This window comes from Pseudoflavonifractor sp. AF19-9AC, from assembly GCF_003478995.1.
GTDB lineage: Bacteria > Bacillota > Clostridia > Oscillospirales > Oscillospiraceae > Lawsonibacter.
Window position 1 is genome coordinate 310 of sequence record NZ_QUGI01000001.1, and the last position, 15,693, is coordinate 16,002.

General features: G+C 60.8%; 12 protein-coding genes and 1 rRNA gene. 6 read left to right on the top strand and 7 right to left on the bottom strand.

What is annotated here, in order from left to right:
• Positions 1–46 precede the first annotated feature (46 nt).
• A 5S ribosomal RNA gene (rrf, locus tag DWX58_RS00015) occupies positions 47–162 on the top strand.
• Positions 163–248: 86 nt separating this feature from the next.
• Positions 249–1,166: an aromatic acid exporter family protein gene (locus DWX58_RS00020; RefSeq protein WP_118640642.1), complete on the top strand. Its 918-nt coding sequence runs from the start codon at positions 249–251 to the stop codon at positions 1,164–1,166.
• A 47-nt stretch (positions 1,167–1,213) separates the two neighbouring features.
• On the opposite strand, the gene DWX58_RS00025 is transcribed toward DWX58_RS00020, so the two are convergent.
• Both DWX58_RS00025 and DWX58_RS00030 read right to left on the bottom strand, forming a co-directional pair.
• The gene (locus DWX58_RS00025) at positions 1,214–1,534 is read right to left on the bottom strand and encodes a putative heavy metal-binding protein (RefSeq protein WP_118640644.1); all 321 of its coding nucleotides are present in this window, start codon (positions 1,532–1,534) and stop codon (positions 1,214–1,216) included.
• 19 nt (positions 1,535–1,553) lie between these two features.
• Positions 1,554–2,177: a DUF1643 domain-containing protein gene (locus DWX58_RS00030; protein WP_118640646.1), complete on the bottom strand. Its 624-nt coding sequence runs from the start codon at positions 2,175–2,177 to the stop codon at positions 1,554–1,556.
• A gap of 200 nt (positions 2,178–2,377) precedes the next feature.
• Here DWX58_RS00030 and DWX58_RS00035 point away from each other — a divergent pair, with 200 nt between their 5' ends.
• The gene (locus DWX58_RS00035) at positions 2,378–3,742 is read left to right on the top strand and encodes a GH25 family lysozyme (protein WP_118640648.1); all 1,365 of its coding nucleotides are present in this window, start codon (positions 2,378–2,380) and stop codon (positions 3,740–3,742) included.
• 56 nt (positions 3,743–3,798) lie between these two features.
• On the opposite strand, the gene DWX58_RS00040 is transcribed toward DWX58_RS00035, so the two are convergent.
• The 4 genes from DWX58_RS00040 to DWX58_RS00055 form a co-directional block, all read right to left on the bottom strand.
• A complete protein-coding gene (locus tag DWX58_RS00040) occupies positions 3,799–5,130 on the bottom strand; it encodes a 2-hydroxyacyl-CoA dehydratase (protein ID WP_118640650.1) in 1,332 nt (443 codons plus the stop codon).
• A 33-nt stretch (positions 5,131–5,163) separates the two neighbouring features.
• A complete protein-coding gene (locus tag DWX58_RS00045) occupies positions 5,164–8,103 on the bottom strand; it encodes an acyl-CoA dehydratase activase-related protein (RefSeq protein WP_118640652.1) in 2,940 nt (979 codons plus the stop codon).
• Between the two features lie 258 nt (positions 8,104–8,361).
• The gene (locus tag DWX58_RS00050) at positions 8,362–10,941 is read right to left on the bottom strand and encodes a M56 family metallopeptidase (RefSeq protein ID WP_118640654.1); all 2,580 of its coding nucleotides are present in this window, start codon (positions 10,939–10,941) and stop codon (positions 8,362–8,364) included.
• The gene (locus DWX58_RS00055; RefSeq protein ID WP_118640656.1) at positions 10,938–11,318 is read right to left on the bottom strand and encodes a BlaI/MecI/CopY family transcriptional regulator; all 381 of its coding nucleotides are present in this window, start codon (positions 11,316–11,318) and stop codon (positions 10,938–10,940) included. Before DWX58_RS00055 ends, DWX58_RS00050 begins: the two co-directional genes overlap by 4 nt.
• Positions 11,319–11,498: 180 nt before the next feature.
• Here DWX58_RS00055 and DWX58_RS00060 point away from each other — a divergent pair, with 180 nt between their 5' ends.
• Together DWX58_RS00060 and DWX58_RS00065 are read left to right on the top strand one after the other, a co-directional pair.
• Entirely contained in the window at positions 11,499–12,017 is a 519-nt protein-coding gene (locus tag DWX58_RS00060) for an SLOG family protein (RefSeq protein WP_118640658.1), read from the top strand.
• The gene (locus DWX58_RS00065; RefSeq protein WP_199648622.1) at positions 12,014–12,583 is read left to right on the top strand and encodes an epoxyqueuosine reductase QueH; all 570 of its coding nucleotides are present in this window, start codon (positions 12,014–12,016) and stop codon (positions 12,581–12,583) included. Before DWX58_RS00060 ends, DWX58_RS00065 begins: the two co-directional genes overlap by 4 nt.
• 143 nt (positions 12,584–12,726) lie before the next feature.
• On the opposite strand, the gene DWX58_RS00070 is transcribed toward DWX58_RS00065, so the two are convergent.
• Positions 12,727–13,839 carry a site-specific integrase gene (locus DWX58_RS00070; protein WP_118640662.1) on the bottom strand — a complete coding sequence of 371 codons (1,113 nt, stop codon included), beginning with the start codon at positions 13,837–13,839 and terminating at the stop codon, positions 12,727–12,729.
• A gap of 229 nt (positions 13,840–14,068) precedes the next feature.
• Here DWX58_RS00070 and DWX58_RS00075 point away from each other — a divergent pair, with 229 nt between their 5' ends.
• Positions 14,069–15,646, top strand: a complete 1,578-nt coding sequence (locus DWX58_RS00075) for an FAD-dependent protein (RefSeq protein WP_118640664.1) — start codon at positions 14,069–14,071, stop codon at positions 15,644–15,646.
• Positions 15,647–15,693 lie beyond the last annotated feature (47 nt).

Genomic DNA, 15,693 nt, shown 5'->3' on the forward strand with positions numbered 1-15,693 from the left:
TTGAAAACTTTATATCGATTTTAGTCATCCTTGGGTGATTAAAATAGTTGGTGTTGATTAGAGTGAGGGTCCACCCGTTCCCATTCCGAACACGGAAGTTAAGCTCACTTCTGCCGAAGATACTTGTCTGGAGACGGACCGGGAAAATAGGTAACGCCAACACGAAGAAGGAACAGTTTTCTGTTCCTTCTTTTTTTATAAATCTATTGTTTCGGATACAATCAGGATTACAAAAGAGGAGGGATACGGTGAAAGAATGGATCAAGGGATGGAAGATCCCGGTTGGGATGCGCACCATCAAAACGGCCCTTGCAGTCATTTTGGCATTGTCTGTTGTGGAGCAGTACGGAGCCAGCCCGTCCAAGGTCGTCTTTGCTACCATCGGGGCAATTTCTGCGGTCGCACCTACTTTTACTGCATCCCTTCTGGCCTGCCTGACGCAGATCTGCGGAGTGACTATCGGTGTGCTGCTGGCTCTTCTGATGATGGTACTCAACGTACCGGATATGGTGGCGGTAGGGATAGGGATTATTCTGATTCTTGCCAGCTATCAGTATTTTCATCTGAAGCTGGTGCCCGTGCTGCCCTGCCTGGTTCTGGTAAATATCTGCCTCAATCCGGAGGTGGAGGCTTTTGCTTACTCAACTGGCCGCATTTGGGACACTGCGATTGGCTTAGGTATCGGTCTTCTGGTAAACACGTTGATTTTCCCCTACGACAACAGCCGGACCATACGCCAGACCATGATAGGACTGGATCAGGACCTGATTCTGTTTTTGGAGGACATGTTTGACGGCGATACACAGCTGCCGGAGACGGAGGTTCTGGAGAAAAAGATTGATGCCCTGGAGAGCCAGCTGGTGCTCTTTTCCCAGCAGCGGCTGCTGCGGCGGAAGCGTCAGAAGCGGGTGCTGCAGCAGCTGCGGAGCTGTGAGGATACGGCCCAAGAGCTGCTGGTGGAGCTGGAGACCCTTCGGAATATGGAACATCTGGGCTGCCTCAACGAGGAAAACCGGGAGGCTCTGCGGGCGCTGGGGGCCCAGGTAAAGCAGGTGTGTCAGGTCTCACCCCATACCGTGGAAGACACTGTGGTGAACTACCATGTGGCACGGGTGCTGCACCTGCGGCAGGAGCTGAAAGAAAATCTGACCGAGCGGAAGCGGTAATCAAAGAAAAAACCGGGCGCAGACTGAATGGTCCGCGCCCGGTTTTCTTATTCCACAATGACGGCGGTGCCGCTGACCGTAACCATCAGCATGCCGTTATCGGAGCCCAACACCTCATAGTCGATGTCAACACCAACCACCGCATTGGCGCCCAGTGCAGCCGCACGTTCCTCCAGCTCGCCCAGAGCGGTGACTCGGGCCATGGATAGCTCCTCTTCGTAGGTGTTGGAACGGCCGCCGAAGAAATTGCTCAGTCCAGCCGCGAAATCCTTAAATACATTGACACCGGAGATGACCTCGCCAAAGACGATGCCGCGGTAGTCAACAATTCGCTTTCCCTCTACGGAAGGGGTTGTAGTTACGATCATGGTGCAAGCTCCTTTCCAGTTATAAAAATGATTCCTTTAAGTACTGATCCACGTCAAAGGGGTCCAGGGGACTGTCCTTGCGCAGATAAAGCGGATGGTGGGGATGTCCTTTCCGGGAGCGCTTTCCGGCGGAAAACCACTGGGCGCCCCGGGCTTTTCCCAGCTCGATCATATCCCGGACACAATCGGGCAGGTAGCTCCGTTTCTCGATGATAGTACCCCAGGCGGCCCACACGGCGGGGTGGCCCTGCCGGTCCAGGGAGAGCAAATAATCAAAGGCCTTCATGTTTTCACGATGCAGCTCCTGATTGTAGGTCAGTTCCATGTCGTCCGGGTTGGTAGCACGCTGGGCATAGACGTTGAACATGAGAAAGCTGTCATAGCCGTTGAAGTGGGCCACCCGTTCCACCGATTTCAGGGTGTTGTCCAGAGCATCCGGAGCGGCTGTGGAGGGGTTAATGCCCACACAGATGAGAGGTTTTTCCCCCCTGGTACCCAGGATATAACGATACTCAAAGTATAAATTAGGGACATAAAGCCATTTTGTAATATCATAATCCGGATTGGGGCGGTTAGCGGCCTCCAGGGCGGGCGCAAAACGCAGCAGTTCCAGTTGGGTGGTGTCGCAGGCAGGGATGTGCATGGCGGGCCTCCTGTACATAGGTTAAGATTACTATACCAGCCAAAGGAATCGGATGCAAGACACAAATGTGCGCAGATATTGCCAAGAGTTATTTCCCTTTCGTTGATTGAAGATCGTATAAAATTCTGTTATAATAGAATGCACTGAGGACCGGGGGATTCCTCTGGCCCCAGTTGGATACCAGACACAAAGCGAGGTTCATGGAAATGAAGTTTGACCGAAAACGGATTTGGATACATATGCTGGCAGCAGTCACGGCCGCTGCAGTGACCGTTTCGCCGGTGCTGGCCGCCGGAGGGCCGCAGCTGCCGGAGAACTACCATTCTCCCTTTTCCGATGTGGGAGAGAATCAGTGGTTTTACCCCTATGTGTGCGCATTGAATGTGGAGCACGTTGTTGCGGGGTATGATGACGGACGGTTCGGGCCCTATGACGCCACCAAGGCAGGAGAGGGCATTTTAATGGTGATGAAAGCGACTGGGAGCGGAGATCAGTATCCGGCCGAGGGGCAGCACTACGCGGCCGGATACGTGGACTATGCGGTGAGCAAGGGCTGGCTCACCCGGTCGGAAGTCCCCGCCTCGTTGGATCAGGAGATTTCCCGGAGCTTTATTGCCCGTCTGGCGGCCAAGGCTCTGGGTCTGACTCCCATTACCCACGCCAGCCCCTTCGCAGATGTGGATGATGGCTACATCACCGCGCTGTACCGGCTGGGCGTGGTTGCAGGCAGCGAGGAGAACGGTCAGCGTCTGTTCCATCCCGACTCGACGATTACACGGGCAGAGCTGAGCACGATCATCTGGCAGATTATGCAGTACGCCAATCGGGAGAGCGACGACGGTTACCTGACCCTGGGCTCCTACAAGGTTCATGCCCTGTCGGATGTGCCGGTGAACACCTACGATGCCGAGAAGTTCCGCAAGGTGGGGTACCGGATGACCTACACCGATCCCAATGTGACCACCTCTCTGGGCGTGGATGTGTCCTATCACCAGGGGGTCATTGATTGGGAAAAGGTGGCTGCCGACGGCATTGACTTTGCCATGATTCGAGCGGGCGGCCGCTACTACGGCAGCGGAGTGATCTTTGAGGACACCCAGTTCCGCCGAAATCTTCAGGGAGCCATGGACGCCGGCCTGGAGACGGGCGTCTACTTCTTCTCCCAGGCCATCACAGTGGAAGAGGCGCGGGAGGAGGCACGGTTCCTGCTGGATCTGCTGAAGGACTTTGACTTCCACGGTCCCGTGGTCTTTGACTGGGAGAACATCGACTATGACACCGCCCGCACCGACGGCGTGGGCAGCGCCACCGTCACGGCCATGGCCAATGCCTTCTGCCAGGAGGTGGAGAACGCCGGCTATCAGTCCATGATTTACTTCAACCGCTACATTGCCTATCTGATTTACGAACTCAGCGGCGTGGCGGACTACCCCTTCTGGATTGCCGAGTACGGCGAGACCCCGGAATTTTATTATGACTACCAGATCTGGCAGTACACAGACTCCGGTAAGGTAAACGGCATCAACGGCCCGGTGGATATGAATATCCGCCTGACACCTCAGTAAAGAGAAAAAAGAAGCGCCTCGGCAGAGGCGCTTCTTTTTTGTATGTATGGGCTTGGTTAGCTGTGGGCATGGGCCAGCTTGGGGGCCACCTCGGGCTGAGGCTCGCGACGGACGGAGCTCTCCTGATGGGTGAGACCCTTGGCGTTGGCCAGCATCAGCTTGATGCGGTTCTCCTGGTTGATCTTGGTGGCACCGGGGTCGTAATCAATGGCCACGATATTACTGTAAGGATAGTCGTCCTTCAGCTTGCGGATCATGCCCTTGCCCACAATGTGGTTGGGCAGGCAGCCGAAGGGCTGGGTGCAGACGATGTTGTTGGTGCCGGAGTGAATGAGCTCCAGCATCTCGGCGGTGAGCAGCCAGCCCTCGCCCATCTTGTTGCCGTCGCCCAGATAGCCCTGGACCAGGCTGTGCAGCTCCCGGAAGGTGCCGGGGGCGCGGAAGCGGCCGGAATGCTCCAGAGCCTCGATCATGTCCTTCTGGCAGCCCTCAATGTAGGCCATGAAGGCGCGGCAGGCGGCCTTCTTGATCCACTTGCCGCCGTACAGGTCCACATCGGACACCCGGTTGAAGATCTTGAAGATGATGAAGTCGGTGAGGCCGGGAACCACGGGCTCCACGCCCTCGCTGAGCAGGAACTTCTCCAGGTTGTTGTTGCCCAGAGGAGCAAACTTCACATAGATTTCGCCTACCACGCCCACGCGGATCTTGGGCTCACCCTGGACGGGGATGGCGGCGAAGTCGGCGCAGATGGCGTCAAAGTTGGCCCGCATCTGCTTGCGGGTCATGCCCTTACCGGCCTGGAAGCCGTCCACCAGCTTGTGGGACCAGGTGTCGATCATGGCGTCGGTCTCACCGGCGTTCACCTCGTAGGGGCGGACCTGGTTGGCCACGTTGACGATGATGTCACCGTACATCATGGCGTAGACCGCCTTGCGGATGAAGGGGAGGGTGAGGGAGAAGCCGGGGTTCTTCTCCAGACCGGACAGGTTGACGGACACCACGGGGATGTAGGACATGCCGGCCTTCTCCAGCGCCTTGCGCAGCAGGTGGATGTAGTTGCTGGCCCGGCAGCCGCCGCCGGTCTGGGTGATGAGCAGACCCACCTTGTGGGGGTCATAGCCGCCGTGCTTCACCGCGTCGATGAGCTGGCCGATGACCAGCAGGGCGGGGTAGCAGGTGTCGTTGTGGACGTACTTGAGGCCCTCATCCACGATGCCCCGGTGGTTGGTGGTGAGCATATCCACCTTGTAGCCCTCGCACTGCAGCAGCTTCTGCATCATGCCGAAGTGGACGGGGAGCATCTGGGGCATCAGGAGAGTGTACTCCTCCTTCATCTCCTTGGTAAAAAGAAGCCGGCCGGTTTTGTCATATACAAGCTTAGCCATATCAAAAACCCTTTCTGCCAGAATAAAACTTACTTACGATTCGTTGGATTTGCGCGCGTCGATGGCGGCCATCAGAGAGCGGATGCGGATGCGCACGGCGCCCAGGTTGCTGATGTCGTCGATTTTCAGCTGGGTGTAGAGCTTGCCGCCCTGCTCCAGGATGGAGCGCATCTCGTCGCCGGTGATGGCGTCGATGCCGCAGCCGAAGGAGACCAGCTGAATGACCTCCATGTCCTTCTGGGTGCACACATACCGGGCGGCGTTGTACATCCGGGCGTGGTAGGTCCACTGGTTGAGTACGTGGCGGGGCGCCTTGTCCTCCAGGTAGGCCACGGCGTCCTCCGTCACCAGCACAAAGCCGTAGGAGGTGATGAGGTCATTGATGCCGTGGTTGATTTCCGGATCCATGTGATAGGGGCGGCCGGCCACCACCAGAATGGGGTGACCCTCCCGGCGGGCCTGGTCGATGTAGCGCCCGCCCACCTGGCGCAGGTCCTCCTTGTAGGCGTCGTAGGCCGCGTAGGCTGCCTTGACGGCGGCGGCGGTTTCCCGCTTGGGGACCTGGAACTCGTTGAAGAACCACTCGCTGGCCCGGCGCTCAAAGTCCTTGGGGCGGTGCAGGCCGAAGTAGGGGTTCAGATAACGGACGTCTTTCAGCTCCGGTACGTTGGCGGCAATGAGCTCGGGGTAGTAGGCCACCACGGGGCAGTTGTAGTTGTTGTCGCTGACGCCCTCGTCAAAGTTGTAGGGCATACAGGGATAGAAGATGGCGTCCACACCCTCCTCGATGAGGGCTTCCACGTGGCCGTGGAGGAGCTTGGCGGGGTAGCACACCGTGTCTGAGGGGATGGTCCGCTGGCCCTTGAGGTAGAGCTTACGGCTGGACTCGGGGGAGAGCACCACCTCAAAGTTGAGGCGGGTAAAGAGCTCAAACCAGAAGGGCAGGTTCTCATACATGTTGAGGCCGAAGGGGATGCCGATGCGTCCCCGGATGCCGGAGCCGGCCCCCTTGCCCTGGAGGGAGCGCAGCTTCTTGTATTTATAGCGCATCAGGTCGGGCAGTCGGGTAGGCGCCTCGCCCAGGGGGCGGGAGCAGCGGTTGCCGGAGATGAAGCGCCGTCCGCCGTCAAAGGAGTTGACGGTGAGGGAGCAGTGGTTGGTGCACAGACCGCAGGTGGCGGGCTTGGCGGTGTGGGTGAACTTCTCCAGCGCCTGGGCGGAGAGCAGGCCGCTCTTCTCCAGGTGGAGGTCCCGGGCGGCCAGGGCGGCGCCGAAGGCGCCCATAATGCCGGAGATGGTGGGGCGGGTCACGTCCCGGCCCAGCTCCTGCTCAAAGGCCCGGAGCACCGCGTCGTTGTGGAAGGTGCCGCCCTGGACCACGATGTGCTGGCCCAGATCGTCGGCGGAGGCGGCGCGGATGACCTTGTAGATGGCGTTCTTGACGATGGAGATGGACAGACCCGCGGAGATGTCCTCCACGCTGGCCCCGTCCTTCTGGGCCTGCTTGACGGAGGAGTTCATAAACACCGTGCAGCGGGAGCCCAGATTCACCGGATGCTTGGCAAAGAGGCCCAGCTTGGCGAAGTCGGCGATGGAGTAGCCCAGAGCCTTGGCAAAGGTCTCGATGAAGGAGCCGCAGCCGGAGGAGCAGGCCTCGTTGAGCATGATGGAGTCCACCGCGTGGTTGCGGATTTTGAAGCACTTCATGTCCTGGCCGCCGATATCGATGATAAAGTCCACATCGGGGTTGAAGTGGGCGGCCGCCTTGTAGTGGGCCACCGTCTCCACCAGACCCAGGTCGCAGTTGAAGGCGTTCTTGATGAGGTCCTCGCCGTAGCCGGTAACCGCCGCGCCCTTAATCTGGATGCGGTCGCCGCACAGCTCATAGATGTGCCGCAGCTGCTCCAGCACAATGGCCACGGGGTTGCCCAGATTGGAGTGATAGAAGGTGTACAGCAGACCTCCATCCTCGGCAATGAGGGCCAGCTTGATGGTGGTGGAGCCGGAGTCCAGGCCCAGCCAGGCGGGGCCGGTGTAAGTATGGATATCCACCTCCGGGGGGTGCTTGGAGTTGTGGCGGAGGCAGAAGGCGTCGTAGTCAGCCTGGGTTTCAAAGAGGGGGGGCATGGTGTCCACCAGAGTGGTGGTGTCCACGCTCTCTTCCAGCTTTTTCAGCACCGTTTCAAAGGGGACGGGCTCATAGTCGGTGGCGCACAGGGCGGCGCCCATGGCGGCAAAGCAGTCGCCGTCCTCGGGGAAGATGGCATGGTCGCCGTCCAGCTTCAGGGTTTCCACAAAGCGCTGGCGCAGACCCATGAGGAAGTGGAGCGGGCCGCCCAGGAAGACGATCTTGCCCTTCAGCTCCCGGCCCTGGGTGAGGCCGGCCACGGTCTGATCCACCACGGCCTGGAAAATGGAGGCGGCCACGTCCTCCTTCCGCCCGCCCTGGTTGAGGATGGGCTGAATGTCGCTCTTGGCGAACACGCCGCAGCGGGAGGCGATGGGGTAGATCTTCTCATGCTTCAGGGACAGGGCGTCCAGCTCGTTCACCGTCACGTTCATGAGGGTGGCCATCTGGTCAATGAAGGCGCCGGTTCCGCCGGCGCAGGAGCCGTTCATCCGCTCCTCCAGAGCGCCGCCGAAGAAGATGATCTTGGCGTCCTCGCCGCCCAGCTCGATGACGGCGTCGGTGTCGGGGATGTAGGTGTTTACCGCGGCGGCGGTGGCGTAGACCTCCTGGACGAAGTCGATGCCGGCGGCATTGGCCACGCCCAGACCGGCAGAGCCGGTGATGGTCACCTTAATGTCCTGCCCGGAGAGCATATCCTGAATGGACTTCAGGGTCTCACAGGCCCGCTCACGGGTTTTGGAGAAGTGCCGCTCATAGGAGCGGAACAGCAGTTTGTTCTGTTTGTCCAGCACCACAACCTTGACGGTGGTGGAGCCGATGTCGATTCCAACGCGAAGGCTCATAGCGAAAATGTTCACCTCGAGGGCATAATCATACAGTCATTAACCCTATGATAGTGATTTTTTCCTTGAAAAACAACGAAATTAACGGCTTCTTAACGCACGGATGAACAGGAAAAACACAACCTTAACAGCTTAAAAATCGGCGTTTTTACTATGGTAAGCATTGGAATTGACAAATATGACAAAGTTGGGCCGAGAAAACGCCCCGGCCGTTTGGCCGGGGCGTGCATAAGAGAAGAAAGCGGGAAGGGGAGAAAATCAGGAATTGGGGGAAGCGGTTTCATCCGAAAGCGGCTCCACCAGAAAGACCAGCGCGCCGGTGACATTGTAGTCCACGTCTCCATTCAAATAGCCGGTAGCCTGGAAATCGTAGTTGCCGCTGTTGCGGACGAAGAGCTGATAGGTCCCGGCGGGGATGTCCGGGATGGTGCTGGCCAGGGAGCCTCCCACCACCCGCTGGCAGTATTCGGTCCCGTCCGGGGCCCGCAGGCCCAGCTCCAAAGTCAGGCCTGCCCACTCGTAGTTGATGTAGTAGGTGAAGCTGCCCCCGCCGTTGGGAACGGTGACGGGGGAGGGGGACAGCACCTCGTCTCCGGGGGCCAGGGCGTCCAGTGCCAGCTCACCCTGCCAGTCATGGCCGGGGGCGCTGGCCGACTGGTTTTGGCCGGACAGCCAGTCCTCATAGAGGTCGTAAATCTTCTGGGCCGTCCCGGCGGGGAGGGTCCACAGGACGGGCTGGGTGCTGCTCCAGGTGTCATCCGCCCGGCCGCAGGAGAGCAGACAGCCGCCTTCCACCTCCTGGAGCCAGAGGTTCAGTTGGTGTTCCTCGTCCAGGGGGATGGTGAGTACCCCAAACTCCTCCCCGGCGGTTGCCCGGCCGGGGTTGCTGACCTGGGCCATATTGCCCTGGGGGGTGAGGAGCAGCTGGATGATTTGGTCCATAACCTCCGGGTCACGGATGATGCTGCGGGAGCTCATGGCGGACATGGCGGCATAGTAGATGGTGTCGGTCTGTTCCAGCGCGGAGTAAATGGTGTCCAGACTGGGGTAAAGGGCCTGTTCTGCACAGATGGCCTGCACCTGGGGCACCAGGTGGTCGGGGATGGAGATGGAGTACCAGCTCCCCGCGTCCATGGCCCGGGCGTACCAGCCCTCCTCCGCACCCTCCAGCCACCAGGGGGCGGCGTGAGAGATCTCATAGAAGGAGGTGGAATTGGTGAGCCACTCCTCCATGTCGTAGTCCTCGGTCTCATTTTGTTCCACGCACTCCTCGTCCCCCAGGAATAATTTTGTGAGGGCGGCCTTGAACTCCGGGTACTCCACCCGGGTGAGGGACTGGTTCCGGGCTTGCTGCTGCCGGGCCAGCTCCTCCAGATGGAAAATGGTGCCCTGGGGCAGCACGGCCAGGGGCTCCGCCCCCAGTGTGGTGTCATCCAGTTTGGCCAGCACATACTCGCCACCACCCTCCATGGCATAGAGGCAGAAAGCGGTGGAGCCGCTGTCACTGGTGAAGGATACCGTGTGGGAGGACGAGGCCATGTCCTGAAAACCAAAGGACACGGCATTTTCACGGTCATAGGTTTCCGCCTGGCCCAGCAGCTCCCGCGCCTGGGTCAGCAGGTCCTCGTCCGCAATGGGGTCAAAGGTATAGTCGGACAGAGTAGGCAGGGCGAGGGTCACGGACCGGGCCTCCTCCAGACTGTTCAGAAAGCCCTCTCGGCTGAGGGTGCGATCCTGTGTTCCGCCACCGAAGGTAAACAGCGCCGCAAGAGCCACCAGGGCCGCCGCCGCGAAGAGGGCGGTCTTTTTGGTCTCCGGCTTTTTCACCAGCTGGGTAATGCGCTGCTTGATGCTCTTGTTTCCGCCCGTCATGGCGGTGGAACAGGAGATGAGGTCGCCGGGCCTCAGGGACCGCCGGGCCACCAGATCCACCAGCGTGCGGCCGTAGGGGATGCGCTCCTCCTCGCCCAGCCGCGCCACCGTCCCCTCATCGCAGGCCAGCTCTCCGTCCCGCTTGGAGCAGACTGCTGCCAGCCACACCAGGGGGTTATACCAGTGGAGGGCCAGGGCGAGGCACCGCAGCACCGCCCACAGGTGGTCCCCATGGCGGTAATGGGTGAGCTCGTGGGCCAGGATGTGCCACTGCTGTCCCTCGGGCAGCTGGGCTGCCTCGGACGTGAGGTAGATGGCGGGGCGGAACAGGCCAAAGAGGCAGGGAGAGGGAATACAATCTGCAATATAGACTGAAAGATTTACATTTTGTACCGGAAAAGCGCGCCGGGAGCGGTGGAGCTTCCAGGCAAAGTGGAGGTTGCAGAGGATGAGAACCCCGGCCAGCAGACCTGCACCCAAGGCCCAGAAGTACAGATAGTGCTGATACCGGGTCCAGATGGGGACGGTGGTGACCACGGTATCCCCGTCCTGGGTGTGCTGGATGTACTGTCCGTGGTAGGGGTCATCGGGGAGGTGTTCAAAGGCGGAGTCCACCACCACCTCCCCGGAGAGGTCGGGTGCCTGGGTGTAAATAGGTGTGTTGGGGGAATTGAGGTCAGAAATGTGCTGGGCAAAGGGCTCCTCCAGAATCTGGACCAGAGAGGGCAGCTGGGCCCCGGAGACCGGCAGGTCGATGGGCAGCTGGACTGGCATCAGCGCCCGCACCAGCACCACGGCCCACAGGACATACCGAACCCGTGCGGACAGCCGGGCACGAAAGACGCGATTTACAAGCAGCACCACCAGAATTAAAACGGTGAGCGTGGTGGCCCAGGAAAGGAGCACGTCCCCCTCCCACAGGGCGGGAAACAGCGTCTCGATCAGGTTTTGAACAAACAGCTTCATGACTCCTTCCCCTCCGCCCTGCGCAGAATTTCATAGAGCTCGTCAATCTCATCCTTGCTCAGGGCCTTGTCCTGGGCCATGGCGGACACCATCAGCCCCACGCTGCCCTGATACACCTTGTCCAAAAAGGAGCGGGTCTCCCGGGCCGCCGCCCCCCGCCGTTCCACCGCCGGGGTGTAGTGACGGGTGCGGCCCACCGCCTCCGCCTTCACAAGGCCCTTTTCCTCCATCCGCCGCAGGGTGGTGAGGGTGGTGCTCTTGGCCCAGCCCACCTTCTCCCCAAGCTCGGCCACCAGCTCCATGGCCGTCCGGGGCTCGTGCCCCCACAGGCAGTCCAGTACGTACCACTCGCTGTTGGTCAAAGTCCATTCATCCATGGGCGGATCCTCCTTTGGTCTACTTTGTAGACCTATCATAACACGGTTGGTCTACAATGTCAACCAAAGAGAAATTAAAAGAGGAAATATCGAACAAATTTTCGACAATTAAATTGACTTCCCCGCCGCTCTGTATTACAATGGGCCTACAATACGCATTTTGTTAAGGAGGGACGGGCGATGGAACGGGCGACCACCTGCTGCTTCACGGGCCACCGCCCGGACAAGCTGCCCTGGGGAACGGACGAAGACGATCCCCGCTGCCTGGACTTGAAGCGGCGGCTGGGGGAGGAGCTGGAGCAGGCCTATGAGGCAGGCTTCCGCCATTTTATCTGCGGCATGGCCCGGGGAGCGGATCTGTACTTCGCCCAGGAGGTGCTGACCCTGCGGGCGCGCCATCCGGAAGTGACCCTGGAGGGGGCCCGGCCCTGCGAGAGCCAGGCGGACGGCTGGCCGGAGGGGGAGCAACGCCGGTATCAGGAGATTTTGGACCAGTGCGACTATGAGACCTTGGTCCAGCACCGGTACGACCGGGGCTGCATGATGCGGCGCAACCGCTACATGGTGGACCACTCGGCACGAATTATTGCCGTCTACAACGGGGTGCCCCAGGGGGGCACCGCTCAGACTTTACTGTACGCCATGCGCCGGGGGCTGGAGACCCACATCCTGCCCCTGGAGCGGGAGGAGGACCTATGAACACGTTAATGCATATTTGCTGCGCCCCCTGCGCCAACCGACCCATTGACCTGCTGCGGGGGGAGGGCATGGGGGTGACCGGCTTCTGGTTTAACCCCAACATCCACCCCTACACCGAGTACCAGGCCCGGAAGCACACCCTGGAGGAGTATTCCAAGGAGATCGGGATGAAGCTCATCATCGGCGGCACCTATGACCTGCGCTCCTTTATTACCAATGTGGCCGATAACATCGACGGCCGGTGCGCCTACTGCTACCGGGTGCGGATGGAGGAGACCGCCCGCTACGCCGCCGAGCACGGCTTCGACAGCTTCACCACCTCTCTGCTCATTTCCCCCTACCAGAACCACGAGGCCATCGCCGCCACCGCCCGGGCTATGGGGGAGAAGTACGGGGTGGAGTTCCTCTACCGGGACTTCCGGCCCCTCTTCCAGGCGGGGCAGGAGTTTGCCCGGGAACACGGCTTTTACATGCAGAAGTACTGCGGCTGTATTTTCAGCGAGGAGGAGCGGTACAAAAAGCGCAAAAAAAAGCCGGCACAGCCGGCAGAGGAATCCAATTGCTAAAAGGACCCCCGGGGACCTCGGAGCCGCTGCTCCGGGGTCTTTTTCTTCTCCAAATGGGAGAAGGCGGGGTCAGACCGGGCAGGCAGGACCGCGAAGGGGATTGCTGCCTGTCCGGGGAGGGCTTTTCCCCGTCTGCGGCGGTGTTACCGCAAGGCGTCCGATACCTTCATCAACGTCTCTTCGTGGGTTCGGTCAATGAGGTGGGTGTAAATACGCCCGGTTGTGGCCGGGGTAGAGTGTCCCAGGGCCTTTCCTATGTCAAACAGAGACACCCCCTGGAAGGAGGCAATGGTGGCAAAGGAGTGGCGCAGGCCGTGGAGCGTCACCCGGGGCAGGTTGTTCTTTCGTACAAAGCGGGTAAAGGCCAGGGACAGAGCGTTGGGGGAGTAGGGCAGCCCCTTGTGGTCCAGCACCACATGGCCGCTGGGCTGGGGGAACTGTCTCTGGCGGTCCAGCTCGGCGGCCAGCAGGCGGGCAATGTCCTCGGGCATATAGAGAGTGCGCACGGAAGAGCGGTTTTTGGTCTCCTTCTGAACTACCGTGGCGCCGAAGGCGGTGCGGGCCTCCCGGATATAGATGACCCGGCGCTGGAAATTGACGTTTTCCCATTTCAGCCCGCACAGCTCCTCCCGACGCAGGCCCAGGCTACCCGCCAGCTTCACCGGCAGCTCCAGCCAGTGGCCCTCCAGCAGGGAATAGAGCCGCTTGAGCTCCTCCGGATTGTAGAAGTCCGCCTCATAGAGCTTGGAGCGGGGCGGCTCCACCCGGTCCATGGGGGAGTAGGCCAGCATGTCCTGGCGCACCGCGGCCCGGAAGGAGGAAGAGAGCAGGTCGTGGTGCCGCCGCATGGTGTTGGACGAGAGACCGGCGTCCCGCTGGACCTGGATATAGTACTGCTGGATGTCCCTGGGGGTCAGCTTCAGAAGGGGTTTGTCCCCCAGGGCGGGATTTAAGTGGTTGTCGATGATCTTCTGGTAGGCGTAGACGGTGGTCTCCGCCCGGTTGGGCCGGACAATGGTGTCCATCCAGTACTCCAGCCACTGGGAGAGGGTCATCTGATGACGGGGGGACTGGAGCTCCTGCTCCCGGTGGGAGAGAAACTCCCGCAGCCCGGTGCGGGCTGCCTGAAGGGTGGGGTAGGTCCGGTACTGTTTGACCCGCTTGCCTGTTTCGTCGCGTCCCAAGTCCATGCTGACGTAGTACAGGCCTCGGGCATCATCAAAGGAAATATTGCGCTCGATTGTTTTTCTTGCCATAGTTGTACTGCCTCCTTATGTTCTTGCTTCACGGTTGGCGCCGCATCCGTACCCGCTGGTACGGGAGGAAACCCCTCCAGAAAAGAGGATAATCGGTCGAAAACCCTCGAATCAAGTCATTTTTAAACATTTGTTACGAAAACAGAAAAAAGTTTTCATCCCTGTGGGAAATCCCGGGGAGCTCTTCCGTTTTCGGGGGGGATATGCTACACTGAGAAGCGGTGATGTTATGATTCGGATTGGAAATCTCCCCCTGCCCATCGGCGGCGACGGGGAGCTTTTGAAAAAGCGGGCCGCCCGGGCCCTGGGCGTGCGGCCGGGGGCGCTGGGCGAGCTGACCATCGTGCGGCAGTCCATCGACGCCCGCAACCGGGGGAACGTGCACTACACCTACACGGTGGAGGTGTCCATGCCCGGGGAGGAGCGGCTGGTGAAAAATGCACCGGGCCGGGGCATCTCTCTGGTTCAGCCCCAGGACTATGTGTTTCCCAAGGTGAGCCGTCGTTCCGCCCTGCCGCCGGTGGTAGTGGGCATGGGGCCGGCGGGGCTCTTTGCCGCTTTGTACCTGGCCCGGGCGGGACTGCCCTGCGTGGTGCTGGAGCGGGGCCAGGATGTGGACGCCCGCACGGCGGCGGTGGAACAGTTCTGGTCCGGGGGAGCCCTGGACCCGGAGAGCAACGTGCAGTTCGGCGAAGGGGGCGCAGGCACCTTTTCCGACGGCAAGCTGACCACCGGCACCCACGACGGCCGCATCGGAGCGGTGATGGATACCCTGGTGGCCGCAGGGGCCCCCGACGATGTTAAGTATTCCCATAAAGCCCACGTGGGAACCGATGTTTTGCGCCAGGTGGTAAAAAATATGCGTCTGGAGCTGCAGAAACTGGGCTGCGACGTGCGGTTCGGCCACCGTCTGGTGGGTCTGGAGCACGGAGGGGGACAGCTTTCTGCCCTGGAGGTGGAGGGCCCCCAGGGGCGCTATACTCTGCCCTGCGACGCGCTGGTGCTGGCGCCCGGTCACTCCGCCCGGGACACCTTTGCCATGCTGGCCCAGGCGGGGGTCCCCATGGAGAAGAAGAGCTTTGCCATTGGAGTGCGCATTGAGCACCGGCAGCAGGACGTGAGCCTGAGCCAGTATGGCCCCGCCTGGGAGCAACTGCCCCCCTCGGACTACAAGCTGGCCTGTCACCTGCCCAACGGCCGTTCCGCCTTCACCTTCTGCGTCTGTCCCGGGGGACAGGTGGTGGCCGCCGCCTCCCGGCACGGCGGGGTGGTGACCAACGGTATGAGCCTGCGGGCCCGGGACGGAGAGAACATCAACGGCGGACTGCTGGTGGGCGTGGGCCCAGAGGATTTTCCGGGGGATGTGCTGGCGGGCGTGCGCTTCCAGGAGCAGTGGGAGCGGGCCGCCTTTCGCCTGGGAGGCGAGCGCTATTTTGCCCCTGCCCAGCGGGTGGAGGACTTCTTGCTGGACAGGCCCTCGGAGGGGCCGGGGACCATCTTGCCCACCTACCGCCCCGGAGTTACTTGGACCCAGATGGACCGGTGCCTGCCCGACTATGTGGCTGGGACCCTGCGGGGGGCGATTCCCCTGATGGACCGGAAGCTCCATGGCTTTGCCTGCCCGGACGGCGTGCTCACCGGGGTGGAGACCCGGTCCTCTTCGCCGGTGCGCATCCTGCGGGACGAGAGCTTCCAATCTCCGCTGCGGGGGCTGTATCCCTGCGGCGAGGGGGCCGGCTACGCGGGCGGAATCGTGTCTGCCGCGGTGGACGGCATCCGGATCGCGGAAGCTGTGGCTGTGAACTGAAAAAATCCCCGGCGGCCGGCGGCCGGCGGGGCGGGGGCGTGGTGTTC